17 protein-coding genes, 1 tRNA gene and 2 pseudogenes are annotated in these 18,871 nt (G+C 45.2%); 17 read left to right on the top strand and 3 right to left on the bottom strand.

All coding sequences use genetic code 11. The features are described 5' to 3' along the window. Positions 1-215 precede the first annotated feature (215 nt). The 15 genes from L2744_RS17220 to nadE all read left to right on the top strand — a co-directional run bounded on the left by L2744_RS17220 (position 216) and on the right by nadE (position 16,126). On the top strand, positions 216-575 hold the full coding sequence (locus L2744_RS17220) for an HvfA family oxazolone/thioamide-modified RiPP metallophore (protein WP_248993056.1): 360 nt from the start codon (positions 216-218) through the stop codon (positions 573-575). Positions 576-713: 138 nt separating this feature from the next. Further along, entirely contained in the window at positions 714-1,562 is an 849-nt protein-coding gene (locus tag L2744_RS17215; RefSeq protein WP_248993055.1) for an HvfB family MNIO-type RiPP peptide maturase, read from the top strand. After that, positions 1,562-2,308 (top strand): HvfC family RiPP maturation protein, encoded by a 747-nt coding sequence (locus tag L2744_RS17210; RefSeq protein ID WP_248993054.1) that lies wholly within the window; start codon positions 1,562-1,564, stop codon positions 2,306-2,308. Before L2744_RS17215 ends, L2744_RS17210 begins: the two co-directional genes overlap by 1 nt. Before the next feature lie 149 nt (positions 2,309-2,457). Then, positions 2,458-2,580, top strand: a complete 123-nt coding sequence (locus L2744_RS21605) for a hypothetical protein (RefSeq protein ID WP_283104023.1) — start codon at positions 2,458-2,460, stop codon at positions 2,578-2,580. A gap of 70 nt (positions 2,581-2,650) precedes the next feature. Next, the gene (locus L2744_RS17205; RefSeq protein ID WP_248993053.1) at positions 2,651-3,016 is read left to right on the top strand and encodes a YbaN family protein; all 366 of its coding nucleotides are present in this window, start codon (positions 2,651-2,653) and stop codon (positions 3,014-3,016) included. 231 nt (positions 3,017-3,247) lie between these two features. Continuing rightward, positions 3,248-3,799 carry an adenine phosphoribosyltransferase gene (gene apt, locus L2744_RS17200; protein ID WP_248993052.1) on the top strand — a complete coding sequence of 184 codons (552 nt, stop codon included), beginning with the start codon at positions 3,248-3,250 and terminating at the stop codon, positions 3,797-3,799. Positions 3,800-3,836: 37 nt separating this feature from the next. Next, positions 3,837-6,926: a DNA polymerase III subunit gamma/tau gene (gene dnaX / locus L2744_RS17195; RefSeq protein ID WP_248993051.1), complete on the top strand. Its 3,090-nt coding sequence runs from the start codon at positions 3,837-3,839 to the stop codon at positions 6,924-6,926. Between the two features lie 220 nt (positions 6,927-7,146). Next, entirely contained in the window at positions 7,147-7,476 is a 330-nt protein-coding gene (locus L2744_RS17190) for a YbaB/EbfC family nucleoid-associated protein (RefSeq protein ID WP_248993077.1), read from the top strand. A 12-nt stretch (positions 7,477-7,488) separates the two neighbouring features. After that, positions 7,489-8,088 carry a recombination mediator RecR gene (gene recR, locus L2744_RS17185; protein WP_248993050.1) on the top strand — a complete coding sequence of 200 codons (600 nt, stop codon included), beginning with the start codon at positions 7,489-7,491 and terminating at the stop codon, positions 8,086-8,088. Between the two features lie 565 nt (positions 8,089-8,653). Then, positions 8,654-10,567 carry a molecular chaperone HtpG gene (gene htpG / locus L2744_RS17180; protein WP_248993049.1) on the top strand — a complete coding sequence of 638 codons (1,914 nt, stop codon included), beginning with the start codon at positions 8,654-8,656 and terminating at the stop codon, positions 10,565-10,567. Between the two features lie 243 nt (positions 10,568-10,810). Beyond that, on the top strand, positions 10,811-11,674 hold the full coding sequence (locus L2744_RS17175) for a co-chaperone YbbN (RefSeq protein ID WP_248993048.1): 864 nt from the start codon (positions 10,811-10,813) through the stop codon (positions 11,672-11,674). Positions 11,675-11,815: 141 nt separating this feature from the next. Then, positions 11,816-12,460 (top strand): adenylate kinase, encoded by a 645-nt coding sequence (gene adk / locus L2744_RS17170; RefSeq protein ID WP_248993076.1) that lies wholly within the window; start codon positions 11,816-11,818, stop codon positions 12,458-12,460. A gap of 111 nt (positions 12,461-12,571) precedes the next feature. Further along, the gene (gene hemH / locus L2744_RS17165; RefSeq protein ID WP_248993047.1) at positions 12,572-13,576 is read left to right on the top strand and encodes a ferrochelatase; all 1,005 of its coding nucleotides are present in this window, start codon (positions 12,572-12,574) and stop codon (positions 13,574-13,576) included. 208 nt (positions 13,577-13,784) lie between these two features. After that, positions 13,785-15,089, top strand: a complete 1,305-nt coding sequence (locus tag L2744_RS17160; protein WP_248993046.1) for an inosine/guanosine kinase — start codon at positions 13,785-13,787, stop codon at positions 15,087-15,089. A 206-nt stretch (positions 15,090-15,295) separates the two neighbouring features. Continuing rightward, positions 15,296-16,126, top strand: coding sequence for an NAD(+) synthase (nadE, locus tag L2744_RS17155; protein WP_248993045.1), 831 nt, complete (start codon positions 15,296-15,298; stop codon positions 16,124-16,126). Between the two features lie 76 nt (positions 16,127-16,202). Here the strand turns inward: nadE and L2744_RS17150 are convergent, their stop codons facing one another. Beyond that, positions 16,203-16,694 carry a DUF6942 family protein gene (locus tag L2744_RS17150; protein WP_248993044.1) on the bottom strand — a complete coding sequence of 164 codons (492 nt, stop codon included), beginning with the start codon at positions 16,692-16,694 and terminating at the stop codon, positions 16,203-16,205. Between the two features lie 329 nt (positions 16,695-17,023). Here L2744_RS17150 and L2744_RS17145 point away from each other — a divergent pair. Further along, positions 17,024-17,100 (top strand) — tRNA-Pro (locus L2744_RS17145). Positions 17,101-17,380: 280 nt separating this feature from the next. Next, a complete protein-coding gene (gene trmY, locus L2744_RS17140; protein ID WP_248993043.1) occupies positions 17,381-17,977 on the top strand; it encodes a tRNA (pseudouridine(54)-N(1))-methyltransferase TrmY in 597 nt (198 codons plus the stop codon). 186 nt (positions 17,978-18,163) lie between these two features. Here trmY and L2744_RS17135 read toward each other — a convergent pair. Both L2744_RS17135 and L2744_RS17130 read right to left on the bottom strand, forming a co-directional pair. Continuing rightward, a pseudogene (locus L2744_RS17135) lies at positions 18,164-18,760 on the bottom strand (LysR family transcriptional regulator substrate-binding protein); the annotation flags it as partial. 14 nt (positions 18,761-18,774) lie between these two features. Next, positions 18,775-18,871 (bottom strand): annotated as a pseudogene (locus L2744_RS17130) (IS982 family transposase); the annotation flags it as partial.

The following is an 18,871-nucleotide window of genomic DNA, read 5'->3' as shown; positions in this document are numbered from 1 at the left end:
AATAACCCTGAAACGTCAACATGCCCTAACCTTAACAACAAACTTTGCTAATTGGGTTTAGGTATTAATATGTCGCCTATCAGTGTGTATTGAATATTTCTGTGATCTAAGAGCGTTTTTTGCAATAGAATTGAACTTCAGCAGGTCTTTTGTTACAAGCCAACTACGTAACCTGTTGTTGGTCATTTTAAGCAATAAACGAAAAGGAAAACATTATGAATTCAGTTAAGAAAACAGCCGTAGCAGTTGCATTAGGTACAGTCGTTGTCAGTTCAGCTTTTGCCGTGAATGCGCAAACTAACCCATTTGGCTTTCAAACAATGGATGCAGGCTTTCAAATCGTTGGTTCTGAAGGCAAATGTGGTGAAGGTAAATGCGGCGAAGAAGTGAAAAAAGCCGCAGAAAAAGCCAAAGAGGGAAAATGTGGTGAAGGCAAGTGTGGCGGTGATATGAACAAAGCCGTTGATAAAGCCAAAGAAGGAAAATGTGGCGAAGGTAAGTGTGGTGGCGATATGAAAAAAGCCGCTGAAAAAGTTGAAACTAAAGTCGATACCGTTAAAAAAGAAGTGGAATAAGCTCTAAATCAAGATGCTTAATGGGTCTATATCGGGGTTTTATTAGCCGTGGTTTTATCAATAGAAGGCCAGCAGTGCTGGCCTTTATTTTCTGCAGCCATGTAAACCTTATATTGAGTGTTAGGGCGAAGAGGTGATATGAAAAATCAACATGATGGATTGGTTGGGCTTGGCCTTAGGCGGGAAATGCTGACTGAGTTTTGCCAACAAGTACCAAATACCATTCAATTTTTTGAAGTTGCCCCTGAAAACTGGATGACCTTAGGCGGTAAATATGGCAAGCAGTTTCGTCAACTCACTGAGCAACATGTGTTTTATTGCCATGGCCTCAGCTTATCCATAGGCAGTCCCGCGCCCTTAGATGTCGAGTTTGTTCGCCGCGTTAAAGCCTTTATGGATTTGCATCAAATCGAAGTCTACTCCGAACATTTAAGTTACTGCTCAGGCCAAGGCCATCTATATGATTTGATGCCTATTCCGTTTACCGATGCAGCGGTCAAATATGTAGCAGCACGGGTTAAGCAGGTTGAAGATATTTTAGAGCGGCCACTCACCCTAGAAAATGTCTCCTTCTACGCAGCGCCTGCAGCACAAATGACAGAACTTCAATTTCTAAATGCGGTGCTAGAAGAAGCCAATTGTAAGTTGTTGTTAGATGTAAACAATATCTATGTAAATTCGAAAAATCACCAATATGATGCCGATGAGTTTTTAAACGCGATGCCCACTGAGCGTATCGCCTATTTGCATATTGCCGGTCACTATAAACAGGCAGAAGATCTGATTATCGATACCCATGGCGCCGATATAAATGATCCTGTGTGGGCACTTTTGCAAGCCTGCTATGCCAAGCATGGGGTGCTGCCGACGCTATTAGAGCGGGATTTTAATTTACCGCCAACCCCTGAACTATTGCTCGAGATCGAACAGATTCACCAATATCAAGCCATGGCGTTTAAGTCGGCTGACGCTAAAAGGAGTGCCTAATGGATTTTAAGCAGGTTCAGCAATCCTTTATCGATTATATTCGCGACCCCACTAAGCCATTACCTTTGGATACATCACTTGAGCGAATGCAGGTTTATCGTGAATTATTTTTTAGTAATGTAATGGGTTTTGTCTCTAACGGTTTTCCGGTGCTTAAGAGTTTGTACTCTGAGAACGATTGGTTGGTATTAGTACAAGATTTTTTTAGCCATCACGACTGTAAGTCACCTATTTTCATCGATATAGCAGGGGAGTTTCTAGATTTTCTGCAACGGGAATATCAACCTAAAGATACTGATCCCGTGTTTATGTTGGAATTGGCTCACTATGAGTGGCTTGAACTTGTGGTGGCGGTGGCACAACAGGATGCTAAAGAGGCTGAGATCCATCCAGCACAAATCCAAGATATTCCGCTGTGTCTTTCATCCACGGCGAGGGTCGCGCAGTACCATTATCCTGTGCAGCATATCCGCCATGACTTTCGCCCTGAAGAGTGTCTTGATACGCCAGTATTCTTCTGCATTTACCAAGATGAAGAAGGTGAAGTCAGTTTTTTGCAATTGAATCCTTTAAGTGCCCAAGTGTTGGCATATCTAGCTGGGCAAGGATTGACGAGCTTTGAAGGAATAGTCAATTGGTTAACAATAACTTATCCGCAGATAACGCCAGAGGTTCTGGCACAAGGTTGTTTACAGCTACTGGAACAGTTAGCCACCAAAGGTATAGTGCGGAGTCATCGGCGTTAGTGCGCCTATTGGATCAAAATAATTGCAATAACCCTACATAAAAAGGGTTTTTGTTGATTTGACAAACCGCTACAATGTCGCCCGTTTTGTGATCTTCATCACTGTTAGATTCCTGTGCACTTATACTTGCATATGCCTTAGGAGCTGTAATGAGTAGTCAGCCATTTAAAGACCCGTTTAACTTTATGTATTTTATTGGTTTTATTTTAGTCTTATTGCTGCCCACTCTGCCAGCAACCCTAACATGGTTAAAGCAGTTAGGTTTAATTTAAGCGAATGGGTATATACTTCTGGCCACTCTATTGAGTGGCTTTTGTATTTTCCAGAGGGCATTTTCACATTATGGTATTGAAGCGCGGCTTTTTTTTGCTCTTGGGATTAACAGCTTTAGCCTTAGGATTACTTGGCATAGTGCTGCCCCTATTACCCACAGTACCTTTTATTTTGCTGGCGGCTTTTTGTTTTGCCCGTTCGAGCGAGCGTTTACATATGTGGTTGATGACTCACCCTTGGTTTGCCGATGCATTAACCCAGTGGCAGCAGCAAGGGGCAATACGCAAAGGGTTAAAGCGTAAAGCAATGCTGATTAGTGCGCTCAGTTTTAGTATCAGCATTATGCTAGTGCCGATAATATGGGTTAAAGGATTGTTGCTCATTATGGCATTGATTTTAATATGGTATCTCAAGCGGATCCCCGAGATAGAGTAAATAGGTTTTAAATATCGGCCTTGGGGTGGGGTTGTCTTTGTGCTCACAGGGTTTGATCTAAGGCACAAATCGATAACCAATTCATCACTTGTGCGCTGTGATTGTTGCAACTCAAACCAAAGCGGCATAAGCTTTGTGCGATTTTTTGCAACTCGTCCACACTCGATGTGGACGTTTTGTTTTTACCGCCAACCTTGGCGAATTGATTAAGTAACTTATTAAGTAAATATGATGGCTATGAATACAGAAACCTTATCCTTGATAAAGCAAAGCATTAAAACGATTCCTAACTATCCTAAGGAAGGGATCCTATTTCGCGATGTCACCAGTTTACTTGAGAATGCCGCTGCCTATAAAGCTACGATTGAGCTGCTGGTGGAACATTACCGTGACCATGGGTTTACAAAAATTGTCGGCACTGAAGCCCGCGGTTTTTTGTTTGGCGCACCCTTAGCCTTAGAATTAGGCATTGGTTTTGTGCCTGTGCGTAAACCCGGTAAATTACCACGCGAAACTATCAGCCAAAGCTATGAGCTTGAATATGGTCACGATAGCTTAGAAATTCACACCGATGCAATTAACGCCAACGACAAAGTATTAGTTGTTGATGATTTACTCGCCACTGGCGGTACGATTGAAGCGACGGTAAAACTTATCCGCCAATTGGGTGGTGAAGTGAAAGATGCGGCTTTTGTGATTTCATTACCCGACTTGGGCGGTGAGGCGCGTTTAACTGCATTAGGGCTTGAGTTGGTTAAACTTTGTGAGTTTGAAGGCGAATAATTCTTCAGCCAAAGGCGCCTTGGGATAGTTTGATAGCATGTCACACCATGACATGTTATCTTTCAAAGTTCCCGGGGCGCATGCTCCCATTTTTGTATCACACACTCTGGGGAGTTCCATGTCATATCAGGTGTTAGCCAGAAAATGGCGCCCTGCCACATTTGAACAAATGGTTGGTCAAAGCCATGTTTTACATGCTTTAACCAATGCACTAAGTCAGCAGCGCTTACATCATGCCTATCTCTTTACTGGCACACGTGGTGTGGGTAAAACTAGCTTGGCGCGACTCTTTGCCAAAGGCTTAAACTGCGAACAAGGCGTTACTGCAACCCCCTGCGGCGTCTGCGGTAGTTGTGTTGAGATCGCCCAAGGCCGATTTGTCGATTTAATTGAAGTCGATGCAGCATCTCGCACTAAGGTCGATGATACCCGTGAGCTGTTAGATAATGTGCAGTATCGTCCGACCCGTGGCCGTTTTAAGGTTTATCTTATCGACGAAGTGCATATGCTGTCGCGCAGCAGTTTTAATGCACTGCTAAAAACCTTAGAAGAACCCCCCGAACACGTTAAATTTCTCCTTGCGACAACTGATCCGCAAAAACTGCCCGTCACTGTTTTATCCCGTTGCTTGCAATTTAATTTAAAAAGTCTGACACAGGATGAAATTGGCACTCAGCTTAATCATATCTTGACGCAGGAGCTGCTCCCCTTTGAGGTTGAAGCGCTAAAACTCCTTGCCAAAGCTGCTAACGGCAGTATGCGTGATGCATTGAGCTTAACGGATCAGGCCATCGCCTTTGGTGGTGGCAGCGTGATGCTTAATCAAGTACAAACTATGCTTGGTAGTATCGATGAACAACACGTTGTCGCCCTACTGAAAGCGTTAACGGATGCCGATATTGGCGTGTTAATGCAAACCTGTGCCCAAGTGCTCGCGTACGGCGCCGATGCCCAAGAAGTGTTGCGCAGTTTACTTGAACTGTTACATCAAATTACCTTAACCCAATTCGCGCCCGCTTGTGCGCAGCAATCCTTGTATAGCGCGCAAATTCGCGCCTTTGCTGATCAGCTGACGCCGGAGCAAGTGCAGCTTTATTATCAGATTTTATTAACGGGCCGCAAGGATTTACCCCATGCACCCGATCCTAAATCAGGCTTAGAAATGGCGCTGCTACGTGCAGTTGCCTTTGTGCCAGAAAAGCCCGTTAAGCGTTGGCAACCCGACTCGCCAGCCGAGGTGAGTTTACCTGTTGGACAAACGTCGCCTTCGGTGGCGGCGTTAGCCACATCTGCAGTTGAAAAAAAAACACTGTTAGTTGAACAAACCACAGAAACTCAGCCCCATGCTGTGGTTGAGATGACTGTGCCTTTGGATATTCCAGCAACAAAACCAACGTTGATTGCTGAAACTCATCATGCTGGCAAACAAAGTGCGCAAAGTGCAGAAAGTGCATTAGTTACGCAGGATGACGCGCTCGAAGAGAAAAGTCTGTCCGAAGATGAAGATGCAGCAGATAGCGCATTGGTCGCAGAGCAAACGCTGATCATCAGTCAAGCCCTGAGTCAGGGATATGAGCCGTCAGTGTCCATCGAACCAACAAGCATTGAGATACCTTTAGCTGCCGCATCGCAAAGTGAAGATTCCAAAGTCGAGACGCCTCTCTCTGCCAATGAACATTCTGTAGCCAGTACAACTGATAGTAATACCGAATTGGATTATGCCTATGGTCAATATGGGGATTACACCCAAGATTTAGCGCCATTGGATGTCTATCAAGATAATTATGCGAACTTTTCGTCCGAGTCATATGGTTCGTTGATTCAGGAAGCTGTTGCTGAACAAGCGACTATTAGCCCTGCGACTCAAACCTCAACTCAAGTTGAAAATACCACTGGAGTAAGTATTCCTGCGTCTGCAGGTGTTACAGCGGATCCCTCTTTAGGGCAAACCAGTTTCAAGCAAACCGCCACGGCCTCCTTGGAGGATGACGATATTTTATCGGCGGTATTAGCCGCAAGAGAATCGCTTTTGTCGGATCTCGATGCCTTGAGCGCTAAGGATGGTGATGAAAAAAAGTCTTCACGGGATCTAAAGCTTAAAGGACCTGCCATTGGTCATTTATCTGCTGATGGACTGCATTCAACCACGTCTGCTAAAGCGTTAAGTGCAGCGTCTCAGCCTGCAGAACCTGCAGAATTACTCGATTCAGGAACAGTCGATTCAGGATCAGTCGATTCAGAATTTGAAATTGATTTTGACGATGATTTTGATGCTGATCTACAGCTGGATCTGAATAGTGGGTTCGCTCAAAGTGCAGCCCACGCCAACAAAAATCCGCAAACGGTGCAACCTTTAGCGCAAAAGAATCAAGAGCCTTCAGTGGCAGAGACGGTCATAGCCCCTGATCCTAATGATCGTCCGCCTTGGGAAGCTGCGCCAGCGACTATATTTCGTATTGATGTGCAGCATCCTACGCCAAGTGAGCCTGTTTCGGCGCTGGTACAAGTCGACGAAATGGTAAAAGGCACGCTACCGCAAGATGAATTAGTCCATGTTGAACAGATGTCAAATACGCCCGTTCAGCTTGCCAGCGGACCCATAATGGCGACGGCCAAAGCTGGATTAACGACACCGATAAAGACAGCGTCGAACGAAACCGGACTTAGTGTGGCGCAGCCTGTAAGTGGTAATCCATTGGATTTACACTGGTATAAGTTAATGGCGAGCCTGGATATTGGCGGTCGAGTACGCCAACTTGCGGTTAATTCAGTATGCCAAGCGCAAAGCGATCCACTGCCATTATTGTTAAAACCCGATCAAAAGCACTTAGCAGCAGATGTCGCAATCGTGCAATTAGAGCAGGCATTGACGGCGGCACTAGGGAACCCAAGGCGAGTACAAGTAGTCATAGGAAGCGATCCAAAGCGAGAAACTCCCCTTGAGCTACGTAAACGTTTTCATCAAGAATTATTGCAACAGGCACAGCAATCGTTAATTAAAGACGATAATGTTCAATGGCTTATTCAGCGTCTTGGTGCTGAGCTTGATACCGATACTTTAGTGTATCCTCCTGATCTGTTAAACCAACGCAGCCAGCAGATCCAAGCTCTGCCTGAGCCAGTATGACGACTGATTGAATCAAGAGCGCAGACAAACTCTGCGGTTAGTGATGTTAGGTTATCGCTCTGCTTCAAATGTTGCATTAAAATGAGTAATGGATGGAAACTCGGTATTAAGATCATAAGTTTATTAACGGAATAACGGCATAGATTGCCAATCCCATTAATTTCAGTAAGATTAGCCAGCTTTAAAGCTTGCGACTAACCCTAATAGAAGAGAAATGACTATGTTTGGAAAAGCCGGTATGGGCAATCTGATGAAACAAGCCCAGATGATGCAAGAAAAAATGGCAAAAATGCAGGAAGAAATTGCCCGCATGGAAATGGTTGGCGAATCGGGAGCAGGTCTGGTCAAAGTCACTATGACGGGCGCGCACACAGTACGTAAAGTCGAAATCGACCCAAGTCTGATGGAAGACGATAAAGAAATGCTGGAAGATTTGATTGCAGCGGCTTGTAACGATGCTGCCCGTCGAATCGAAGAAAATCAAAAAGCTAAAATGGCTGAAGTCACTGGCGGTATGCAATTACCACCAGGCATGAAAATGCCGTTTTAATTGAGATAAGCAATGAAATTCAGTCCACTGCTTGACGAGTTAATCCAATCCCTGCGGTGTTTGCCAGGGGTTGGGCCTAAATCGGCACAACGTATGGCGTTTCAGTTGCTTGAACGGGACAGAAAAGCAGGGCTTAAATTAGCCAATGCGCTGTCCAGTGCCATGAGCGATGTCGGTCACTGTCAGTCTTGCCGAACCTATACTGAAGAAACGCTGTGCCCCATTTGTGCTAGCCATAAACGCGGCTCATCTTCCACTATTTGTGTGGTGGAAACGCCAGCAGATGTGTTGGCTATTGAGGCGGGTGGACATTTCACTGGCCGTTATTTTGTACTACTTGGCCATTTATCGCCCCTTGATGGCGTTGGTCCTGAAGAGTTAGGGCTGGCTTTACTCGAGCGCCACTTAGCTTCGGGGGATGTAACCGAGCTGATTTTAGCAACCAACCCGACGGTTGAAGGGGAGGCAACGGCGCATTTTATCGCTGATATGGCAAGGCGTCATAAGGTGATGATCAGCCGTATTGCCCACGGTGTCCCCGTTGGCGGCGAGCTTGAATATGTGGATAGCACCACGTTGGCACTCTCATTTAATGGGCGTTTGCCGTTGTAAATCACGCCGATAATTGGTCGTCAATCAAGTTAATAGGACTCGCTTTTGCGGGTCTTATTGTTACTAGGGCGTGTTGACGTTTCAGGGTTATTTTTGCAGCGAGTTGGCTGGCTTTTATGCAAGGCAAAGCCCGTGCAGTGTAGTTATTCAACATAAACGGGCGATAACGCAGCAGAAACGCCAGCCAAACGCTGCCCGAAGGGTTCGTCTGGCAAGCTCTTGCTCTTACTTACTTTCATACGAGCCGCTCGTCATTTGAGTAGAATAACTACACGTCACTCCTCGTTTCGCGATCACGAGCTTGCCAGAGCGAACAAAATTTAATCTCGAAACGTCAACACGCCCTAGATGTTGTTTCTAGATATTGTCGTTTAATGTTGTTGTCCCGGTCAAACCTGCGATTGTCAAGAGAGGCTGCTATTTTGTGGTCGCTTTCTTCCGCCTTATTTTTCACCATTCAAACCTCGTTTTATTGCTTGCCCTTGAAAAGCAAATTTGCAGCCCCATTTAAGTAAACACTGAGCGTTACTTTTACCAAATTGCGTAACAAATAAAGGAAAATTTCATGTCACAACAAGAAACTCATGGTTTTCAAACTGAAGTCAAACAGCTGTTGCATTTGATGATCCATTCTTTGTATTCCAACAAAGAAATTTTCTTGCGTGAACTGGTCTCCAATGCGGCCGATGCGGCTGATAAGCTGCGTTACCTCGCGTTGACCAATGATGCATTATATGAAGGTGATGGTGAGCTGCGCGTGCGTATCAGCGCAGATAAAGACAAAGGCACTGTGACCATCGAAGATAACGGCGTGGGCATGACCCGTGACGGCGTGATTGAGCATTTAGGTACAATCGCGAAATCAGGCACCGCTGAATTCTTTAAGAATTTATCCGGCGAAGCCTCAAAAGATTCCCAATTAATCGGTCAGTTCGGTGTGGGTTTCTATTCCGCCTTTATCGTGGCGAAAAAAGTCACCGTTCGCACCCGTGCCGCCGGCCATAAGGCCGATGAAGCGGTATTGTGGGAATCGGAAGGTGAGGGTAACTTCACCGTTGAAACCATCACTAAGGCGAGCCGTGGTACTGAAATCACCCTGCACCTACGTGATGAAGAAAAAGAGTTTGCCGATGATTGGCGCCTGCGTTCTATCATCACTAAATACTCAGATCATATCTCTGTGCCCGTAGAGATGTGGCAGGAAGGCACACCAGAGCGCGACGGTCCAGACGGCGAGAAAATCCCCGCGACCGAAGGTTACTGGAAAGTGATGAACAAGGCGACAGCCTTGTGGATGCGTAACAAGTCTGAGATCAGCGACGAAGAATATCAAGAATTTTATAAGCATATTTCCCATGACTACACAGATGCATTGCTGTGGAGTCACAACCGCGTAGAAGGTAAACAAGAATATACTAACCTCTTGTATATCCCTTCAAAAGCGCCATGGGATATGTGGAATCGCGACCGTAAACACGGCCTGAAACTGTTCGTGCAACGCGTGTTCATCATGGATGACGCTGAGCAATTTATGCCATCTTATCTGCGCTTTGTGCAGGGCTTAATTGACTCAAACGATCTGCCGTTGAACGTATCCCGCGAAATTTTGCAGGATAACCACATCACCAAAGCCATGCGCACGGCTATCACCAAGCGCGTGCTCGGTATGCTGGAAAAACTGGCGAAGGACGATGCGGAAAAATATCAACAGTTCTGGGCCGAATTTGGTCAAGTGTTAAAAGAAGGACCAGCGGAAGATTTTGCTAACCGTGAACGTATTGCCAGCTTACTGCGTTTCGCCTCGACCCATACGGGCAGCGCTGCGCCGACTGTGTCACTCGATGACTACATCAGCCGCATGAAAGAAGGTCAAACTAAGATTTATTACATTGTTGCCGACAGCCATGAAGCCGCCGCTAACAGCCCACACTTAGAGTTACTGCGTAAAAAGGGCATCGAAGTATTACTGATGTCTGAGCGTATCGACGAGTGGCTAATCAATCACTTAACTGAGTACAAAGAGAAACAACTGCACTCAGTGACCCGTGGTGAGCTTGAGCTTGGCGAACTGGAAGACGCAGCAGAGAAGGAAGCGCAGGAGAAACTTGCCGAGGAGTCTGCGCCTCTGATCGAGCGTATTAAAGCCGCGTTAGGTACAAGCGTTGCCGATGTGAAGGTGACTTCTCGTTTAACTGACACCCCAGCTTGTGTGGTCACGGGTGAAGGCGAAATGTCGACGCAAATGATCAAACTGATGCAAGCTGCCGGTCAACCCGTGCCAGAAGTGAAGCCAACATTTGAGATCAACCCCGCGCACCCATTAGTGTCGCGCTTAAATGATCTTCAAGATGAAACCGCTTTTGCGGATTGGTCAAACTTACTGCTACAACAGGCGCAGTTATCTGAAAAAGGTAGCCTTGCGGATCCATCGGCCTTTATTAAGCTGATGAATCAAATGCTGTTGGCAAATATGAAGTAAAAAATATTTGGGGCCCATGAACGTTATTGCTCAAATGGGCCCCAGTTATTTTTGAGCCTAACTCGGTTTTAACTTAACTCTGTTGTTTTAGTCTAAGTATGTTAGAACCTATTGCTAAGCGGGTTCGTTGGTTGAAATGATTCAATAGATGAAGAGTGGCAAATATTGCCACAAAGGCATGTGTATCAAGGTGGGAGCTTAACTATTCTTCGATTAGCCACCTTTCGATATTAAGGAAATACCATGGACAATATCCTCGATCTGACTAAAGACAATATTCAGCAAGTGGTTGATGCCTCGATGCAACAGATCGTGGTGTTAGTATTTTGGGCACAATCTCAACCACAAAGTGTCACTATGGTGCAGACGTTAGAGCAGATTGCTTCCCAGCATTCGGGACGTTTTGTACTTGCCAAAGTGAATTGCGAAACCGAATTAGAAATTGCCAATTATTTCCGTATTCAAAGTTTGCCCACCACCCTAGTGCTCGATAAAGGGCAACCTATTGATGGTTTTGCCGGGGTACAGGAAGTAGCGCAAGTTAATGCCATGCTTGATAAGCATTTACCACCTATGTGGCAATTGCAATTAGCCCAAGCTAAGGAATTACTGACCCTAAGCCAAGTCACCAATGAGGACTTAGCGACTGCTGTGGTGTTGCTAAAAGAAGCCCATAGCGCGTCCAATAAGGCGGGCGAGGTGAGTTTAGTACTCGCCGATGTGTATTTAATGCAGGGAGAATTAGCCCTAGCACAAACGTTGCTGGAACAGATAGGCCTTGCGGATCAAGACAGCTACTACCAAAGTTTAAAAGCTAAGTTAGCACTTGCCTTGGATGTGGCGGACACCCCCGAAATTCGCGATTTACAGCAAAAATTTGAGCAAAACCCACAGGATTTAGTACTATTACTCGAACTTAGCAAGGCGTTGCATGCCGCCCACCGCGATGAAGATGCGTTAAGTCTATTGTTCGGTGTGTTAGCTAAGGATCTAAATGCTGAAAATGGCACTGTAAAACAAGTGTTTATGGAATTGCTCACCGCACTTGGTCAAGGTAATCCGCTCGCCAATCAATATCGCCGTAAGCTTTATACCTTACTCTATTAATGACTAAAATCGCTCCTAAACTGCCATTTATTTGCGGTTTCTGAGGCTAAAGTCGAAGCTAAAAGCCTTCTCAATGGCGGCCAGATGTGCGAAGATCGCCGCCCTAAGAAGAATATCAATGCGAAAAAGAGGACTCTTGAGATGCGCATTATCCTATTGGGTGCCCCCGGTGCCGGTAAAGGTACCCAGGCCCAGTTCATCATGGAACAGTACGGTATCCCACAAATTTCCACTGGCGATATGTTACGCGCCGCAGTTAAAGCCGGTACACCACTGGGTTTAGAAGCGAAAAAAGTGATGGATGCAGGCCAACTGGTTTCTGATGATCTTATCATTGGTCTGGTTAAAGAGCGTATCGCACAGGACGATTGTGCTAAAGGGTTCTTGTTAGACGGTTTCCCGCGCACTATCCCGCAAGCGGATGCGATGGCGGCAAACGGTATTAGCATCGATCACGTGATTGAAATCGATGTGCCAGACGAAGAAATCGTTAAGCGTATGAGTGGCCGTCGTGTTCACCCTGGTTCGGGTCGTGTTTACCATGTGGTATTCAACCCTCCGAAAGTGGAAGGTAAAGACGATGTGACTGGCGAAGATTTAGCAATCCGCCCTGACGATGAAGAAACTACAGTGCGTAAACGTTTAGCTATTTACCACGAGCAAACTAAACCGCTGGTTGATTATTACGGTAAAGTCGCTGTTGCAGGTCAAACTCAATATAATAAATTTGATGGTACACAATCGGTTGCGGCCGTAAGTAAACAACTTGCTAGCGTGCTGAAGTAAGCATAAACGCATAATTAACGCGAACAAGTTCTCATATTAGAAAAAAGCCTGCCAATGCAGGCTTTTTTTATGGGTATCTGAATGTTAGCCTGCCAATGAATTTCACTCACTATGGGTCTAACGTTGAATTCTTCTCCTGCTTTTGGCGTGTTATTGGTTAACCTTGGTACGCCTGATACACCTACTCCTAAGGCTGTGAAACGTTTTCTCAAACAGTTTTTAAGTGATCCGCGGGTAGTCGATCTTTCGCCTTGGCTGTGGCAGCCGCTGTTAAACGGCATTATCCTCAATACCCGTCCTGCTAAAGTCGCTAAGCTTTACCAAAGTGTGTGGACCGATGAAGGCTCGCCCTTAATGGTAATTAGTTCACGCCAAGCACAGAAACTGGCGGTGGATTTAAGCGCGACTTTTAATCAAGATATTCCCGTTGAACTGGGCATGAGTTACGGTAATCCTTCTATTGATAGCGGCTTTGCTAGGCTTAAAGCCCAAGGCGCTGAGCGGATTGTGGTACTGCCACTGTATCCGCAGTATTCCTGCTCGACGGTGGCGAGTGTGTTCGATGCCGTTGCCAGTTATCTTAAAACCGTGCGCGATATGCCGGAACTCCGTTTTAATAAACACTATTTTGACCATGATGCCTATATCGCGGCACTTGCCCACAGCGTTAAACGTCACTGGAAAACCTATGGTCAAGCGGACAAATTACTGCTTTCGTTCCACGGCATTCCGCTGCGTTATGTCAAAGAGGGCGATCCATACCGTGAGCAATGCCTTGTGACTGCTAAGCTTTTGGCACAAAAGCTTGAGTTAAAAGAATCACAATGGCAGGTTTGCTTTCAATCACGCTTTGGTCGTGAAGAATGGCTTACACCCTATGCCGATGAATTGCTGGCTAAGTTACCCACACAGGGCATTAAAAGTGTCGATGTGATCTGTCCCGCTTTTGCAACCGATTGCCTAGAAACCCTAGAAGAGATTTCGATTGGTGGCAAAGAAACCTTTTTACATGCGGGCGGTGAAGCATATCGCTTTATTCCTTGCCTCAATGATGATGAGTTGCATATAGAGTTGCTAAGGCAATTAGTCCAAGAACAAGCCCATTCTTGGGATTAAAAGAAGGGGGGAGAGCATTTTTTAGTAAACATTGCGAAGCACTGTTGATCCCCCTAGTTTCATGCTGATTTTATGGTAGAATCTGCGCCCTTCCGGCTAAGGAGTGGATTTTTGGTCTCTCTAGCCTAGACTCATTATTTTTAGGACACTGGCGAGTTTTATCTCGTCATAACGCCAATTAGCATGGATGCCAGGAAAGAGAGCCACTATGAAGTTTCCCGGTCAGCGCAAATCGAAACATTATTTTCCAGTTAAAACCCGAGATCCGCTGCTTGAACAGCTGACTCAACAGCCCCAACCGTTTGCGACTTATATCAGCGGTATCGATCAAACTTTAGTGGATATCGAGGCGAAAGTAGAAGATGAATTACTGAGTAGATATGGCTTACCCAAAGGCAACTCGACCCTCATAAATGATGAACAGGCCCACAGGCTCTACACTGAGTTAAAAATTCATGGCCTGATCAGCGATGAATTTGCAGGTGGTACTATCGGTAACACAGTTCATAATTATTCGATTTTGGCCGATGACCGTTCAGTATTATTTGGGGTAATGAGCCAAAATATCGAAGTGGGCAGTTATGCCTATCGTTATCTTTGCAACACATCCTCAAAAGTCGATCTCAACTATCTGCAACCCGTCGATGGACCTATTGGCCGTTGTTTTACATTAATTTCTGATTGCGGTGAACGCACTTTTGCCATCAGCAAAGGCGCAATGGATAAACTCACTCCTGAATTTATTGATAAAGATGTCGTGCAGGGCAGTTCGGCTTTAGTGTTAACGGCGTACTTAATGCGTGCCAGTGGTGGCGATCGAATTACCGATGCCGCCATGTGCGCTATTGAATATGCTAAAGCTGCCGATGTGCCCGTGGTGTTGACCTTAGGTACACGTTTTTTGATTGAAGAAGATCCCCTGTGGTGGCAAAACTTCATCAAAGAAAATGTCACCATTCTGGCGATGAATGAGGATGAAGGTGAAGCCTTAACGGGTTCACGCGACCCGCTGCTTGCCAGTGAAAAAGCGTTAGAGTGGTGTGATATGGTACTCACCACTGCGGGGCCTATCGGCCTTTATACCGCAGGTTACACCGAGGATTCTGAAAAGCGTGAAACGACCCATACTTTACTACCTGGCGCTATCCCAGAATTTAACCGCTATGAATTCTCCCGTCCAAAATTAAAAAGTGACTGTGAAACACCCATCAAAGTGTATGCGCATATTTCTCCCTATATGGGCGGCCCTGAAAAAATCGGCAACACTAATGGTGCGGGTGATGGTGCATTATCGGCGTTATTGCACGATTTAGCGGCCAATACTTTCCATAAAACCAATGTGCCAGGCTCGAGTAAACATAAGCGCGATGGTTTGTGTTATTCCTCATTCTCGCAAATTTGTAAATATGCCAACCGTGTCGCCTATGAAGTGCTAGCACAACACAGTCCACGTTTGTCCCGTGGCTTGCCAGAACGGGAAGACAGTTTAGAAGAATCCTACTGGGAAAGATAAGTTACAGCTTCTTTGCTTAGTCTAAAGACTGATACTTAATTTAAGAGCAATAACGGTCTATCGTTATTGCTCTTGTTTTATAGATCTCTATCAATAATTAACTCAATCAGAATGATTTTTTGCTACAGGCAGTTGCAAATAAATGTTACCGTTAGTTTTGTTCTATTTGACCCAAATTACAGCGATTATTTAAGGTGGAATTTTCGGTGAAAGCGCAAATCTTAAGAGAAATGAAGGTGCTCAAGGCGATTGAGCCAGAGTTTGAAGTGCAACGTCGTGTCGCGTTTATTAAAACCAAACTGAAAGAAGCGCGCTGTAAAGCACTCGTATTGGGGATCAGTGGCGGTGTTGACTCTTCAACGGCGGGGCGTTTATGTCAGTTAGCCGTTGATAGCTTAAACAGCGAGCAAGCCAATGCTGATTATCAGTTTATTGCGGTGCGCTTACCCTATCAGATCCAAAAAGATGAGCATGAGGCGCAGCTCGCCTGTCAGTTTATTCAGCCTTCAAAGTTAGTCACTGTGAATGTGCATCAGGGCGTCGATGGCGTGCATAGCGCTGCGTTAGCCGCTTTTGCCGACACAGGTCTACCATTGCCTGATGCGGCAAAAGTTGATTTTGTGAAAGGTAATGTCAAGGCCCGTATGCGCATGATCGCCCAATATGAACTTGCCGGACTCGTGGGTGGATTAGTTGTTGGCACAGATCACAGCGCCGAAAATATCACGGGTTTTTACACTAAATGGGGTGATGGCGCCTGTGATTTAGCTCCACTTTTTGGCTTAAACAAACGTCAAGTTCGCCAACTTGCCGCTTATCTTGGCGCACCAGAATTCTTAGTATATAAAGCACCGACTGCCGATCTTGAGGATAATCAACCGCTGTTAGAAGATGAAGTTGCATTGGGCTTAACCTATGCACAAATTGATGATTTTCTTGAAGGTAAAGAGGTCGATAAATCGGTTGAGGATAAGTTGATTAATATCTACAAAGCCACCCAACATAAGCGTCAGCCTATTGCAACTATCTACGACTGATTTTGTTCGTTAGTCGTGATAGCTAAGCACCCGAACGGTTTTACCTAGGGTGCTTTTTTATGGCCCAATAACAAGCTCAAGTTGTTTGCAACTGCTGGCGAGTCAGTTCAATTAGCGCATTCGGATATTGGCGATAGTCTAAGTAGGGCGTGCGCAAACAATGCGTTATTTGTGGTGTTGCATTTGGGATAACCATTATCGAGTCAATAAGTTTACTTTGAAGATCAAGTGGTCGGGTGGGCAGCGCAATATCACCACCGACTATAGCTAAATCGGCTGCAGCAACTTGTCCACAAATAAGGTGAATATTAGTTTTAGGCGCAAGTGTTTTACCACCGATGACGATCATTTCCTGTTGTTTGAGCAGTATATCGTTACTGTAGCCACGCCAATCACCATCGGTTACACAAATTTTCGCCATAATAGTGAATATCTTACGCCAATGATTACCGTTTAGTACTGTGAGTGATGCTACGGCATCAACTTGACTGTAATGCCAGTCATCGGGAATGAGCGGCGCAGTGGGCAGATAAAAAGCAAACTTTGCGTGGGGATTTCCAATGATCATCGCGGTTTATATCAGGTTAGTTGAAATAGGTTGGCAGTGATCTTAACCCGACTTAGTCCAACTCAGTTAATGTCATATGCGATAGATATGTCATCTTAGCTAAGTGACTTAAAACGGGGGTTGTGACATAAACGTATACGGCTAAAGATTCAAAATTCGTTATTCAGACCAGAAACTAAGCAGTTAATCAAAGAGATGTCACTAAGCACTTGCACAGGCGCGAGGCAATTGCTAAAGTCTCGCTCACTTAAGGTTACCCCAGCAAATAGCGCCTTAGGTGAATAGTGTTAGCGTTTATCTAGGATAAAAATCTACCACTAGAACAATTTCGGTATGTAGCGCAGCCCGGTAGCGCACTGTCATGGGGTGTCAGGGGTCGGAGGTTCGAATCCTCTCATACCGACCAAATTAAGTACTTAATTGTTAGCTTGTTTTAATTATTAAAATAACCAACCGTTAAGTAAAACAAAACCCCGTGTTAGCATTGCTATACGGGGTTTTGTTTTTTATACCTTTTTTGCTGCCAATATTGTTAACACTACTTGCGACTAAGGTTTAAGTTCGAGTAATTAGGGTGACTTTGGTACAGCCAAGGGCAAAAATCTTCAAGGTGAAATAGTCAATTTCACAAACTATGTGCATTAACCATTTAGCATTAAAGACATTATTGAGTAGGATATTTACCTATGCGCGCCTTTGTTTTACGAGCCAGATCTGCACCTACCGACAGTCAACTATTATTGGCATCTGTCGGCCAAGATGCGCACACCGAGATTTTAGCTCATACCTTGATGAACACTATTTTTGTGGCTCAGTCCCATCGAAATGACGTTGTCGTGTATTTAGTGTTAGAAAGTACCACGGATTTTTCCCGCACTATCTGCTTCGATACTCGAAATATTTGCCATATTGGCGGTTTCAACGAGCAAGCTTTGCTGACAAAAATTGCTAAGGCCTTAGATATTTCAAGGGGCATGACGAAAGAGCAAACCCGTGTTGTTGACCAGGGCATCAGTGTCAGCACCATCAGTTTTGAAAAGCTGGTGCAGGAACTTGCGGTGGATTATCAATTGTTTATGATGGATAAAAAAGGCACTTCAATCCGTGAGCAAGAATTTGTGGGCAATCCGTGCTTTTTGCTAACCGATCATATTCCTATGCCGAAGAAAAGTTTTAATACCTTGAAACGACTCGGCGCGCAAAAGATCAGCTTAGGACCTAAGATGTTGTTTGCTTCCCAGTGCGTGGTATTGATCCACAATGAATTGGATATCAATCAGTAGCCGCTGAGTTTTCTTGAGTCACTAACTGACTTTTAGCGTGTTCAAGCCCCATTTTAAAGTGGGGCTTTTTGTTGTTAAACTACCCATAACAGCTTAATTTGCACTGGTATTCTCAATGAGTCCATCCAGCTGTGATTGTGGATCTATAAGCTTTTTCTGTATCGTGGAAAGAGCTATTACTGTGCTTTATATTTTACCCTTTAAAAACGTGATCGCTTTTTGGGCTCTGCGCGACAAGGGCCACTCTGCACGGTGGATAAGCCAAATGGTATCTACAACTTGGCTGCCACATTCCACTACATAGATATCTTCTTGTCGTTCAAAGGCTTTGCGGGCGTATTGCGGTATAACCGTAAATCCTAGTCCTTTTGCGACAGGCTCGAGAATGAGGCTGATTTGGTTGGTAAATCCTTTACAGGGGATCTCTTGAATACCGGGGTGAGTTGGATATTTACGGCTAAGCAGCCGAGTCGCCATGGCCTCACCATCGGGATGGGAGATAAATCCCAGCCGCTGTAAATCAGCCCATTCATTTTGTTTATGGCTTGCAGGTACCACAAGTTCAAGCGGCTCTTCGGTAAAATGTGTGCTGTGAATACGAGGATCGGAAGGTTTTAAGGTCACCATGCCGATTTCATGTTCATTGGCTAACACTGAGGCCACTATTTCACTGTCAGGTGCAAAGCGGTGGCGAATGCTTAATGCCGGAAAGGCTTGTTGTAGTTCGATTAATAACGGAAAAAGCGTTAAACCAATGCTACCTGGAGTGATAAGGCTAATATCAACCTGAGATCGGTTTAACAAGCCATAACTGCAATAGCATTAAACTCTGCGTTAGTGATGTTCAGTTGTGGCTTATTGTCTTTCAATTGATAGGCGATAAGTCCCGCAATC

The sequence above is a fragment of the Shewanella profunda genome, assembly GCF_023283765.1.
GTDB lineage: Bacteria > Pseudomonadota > Gammaproteobacteria > Enterobacterales > Shewanellaceae > Shewanella > Shewanella profunda.
This window is presented reverse-complemented; position numbering and strand designations above follow the sequence as displayed.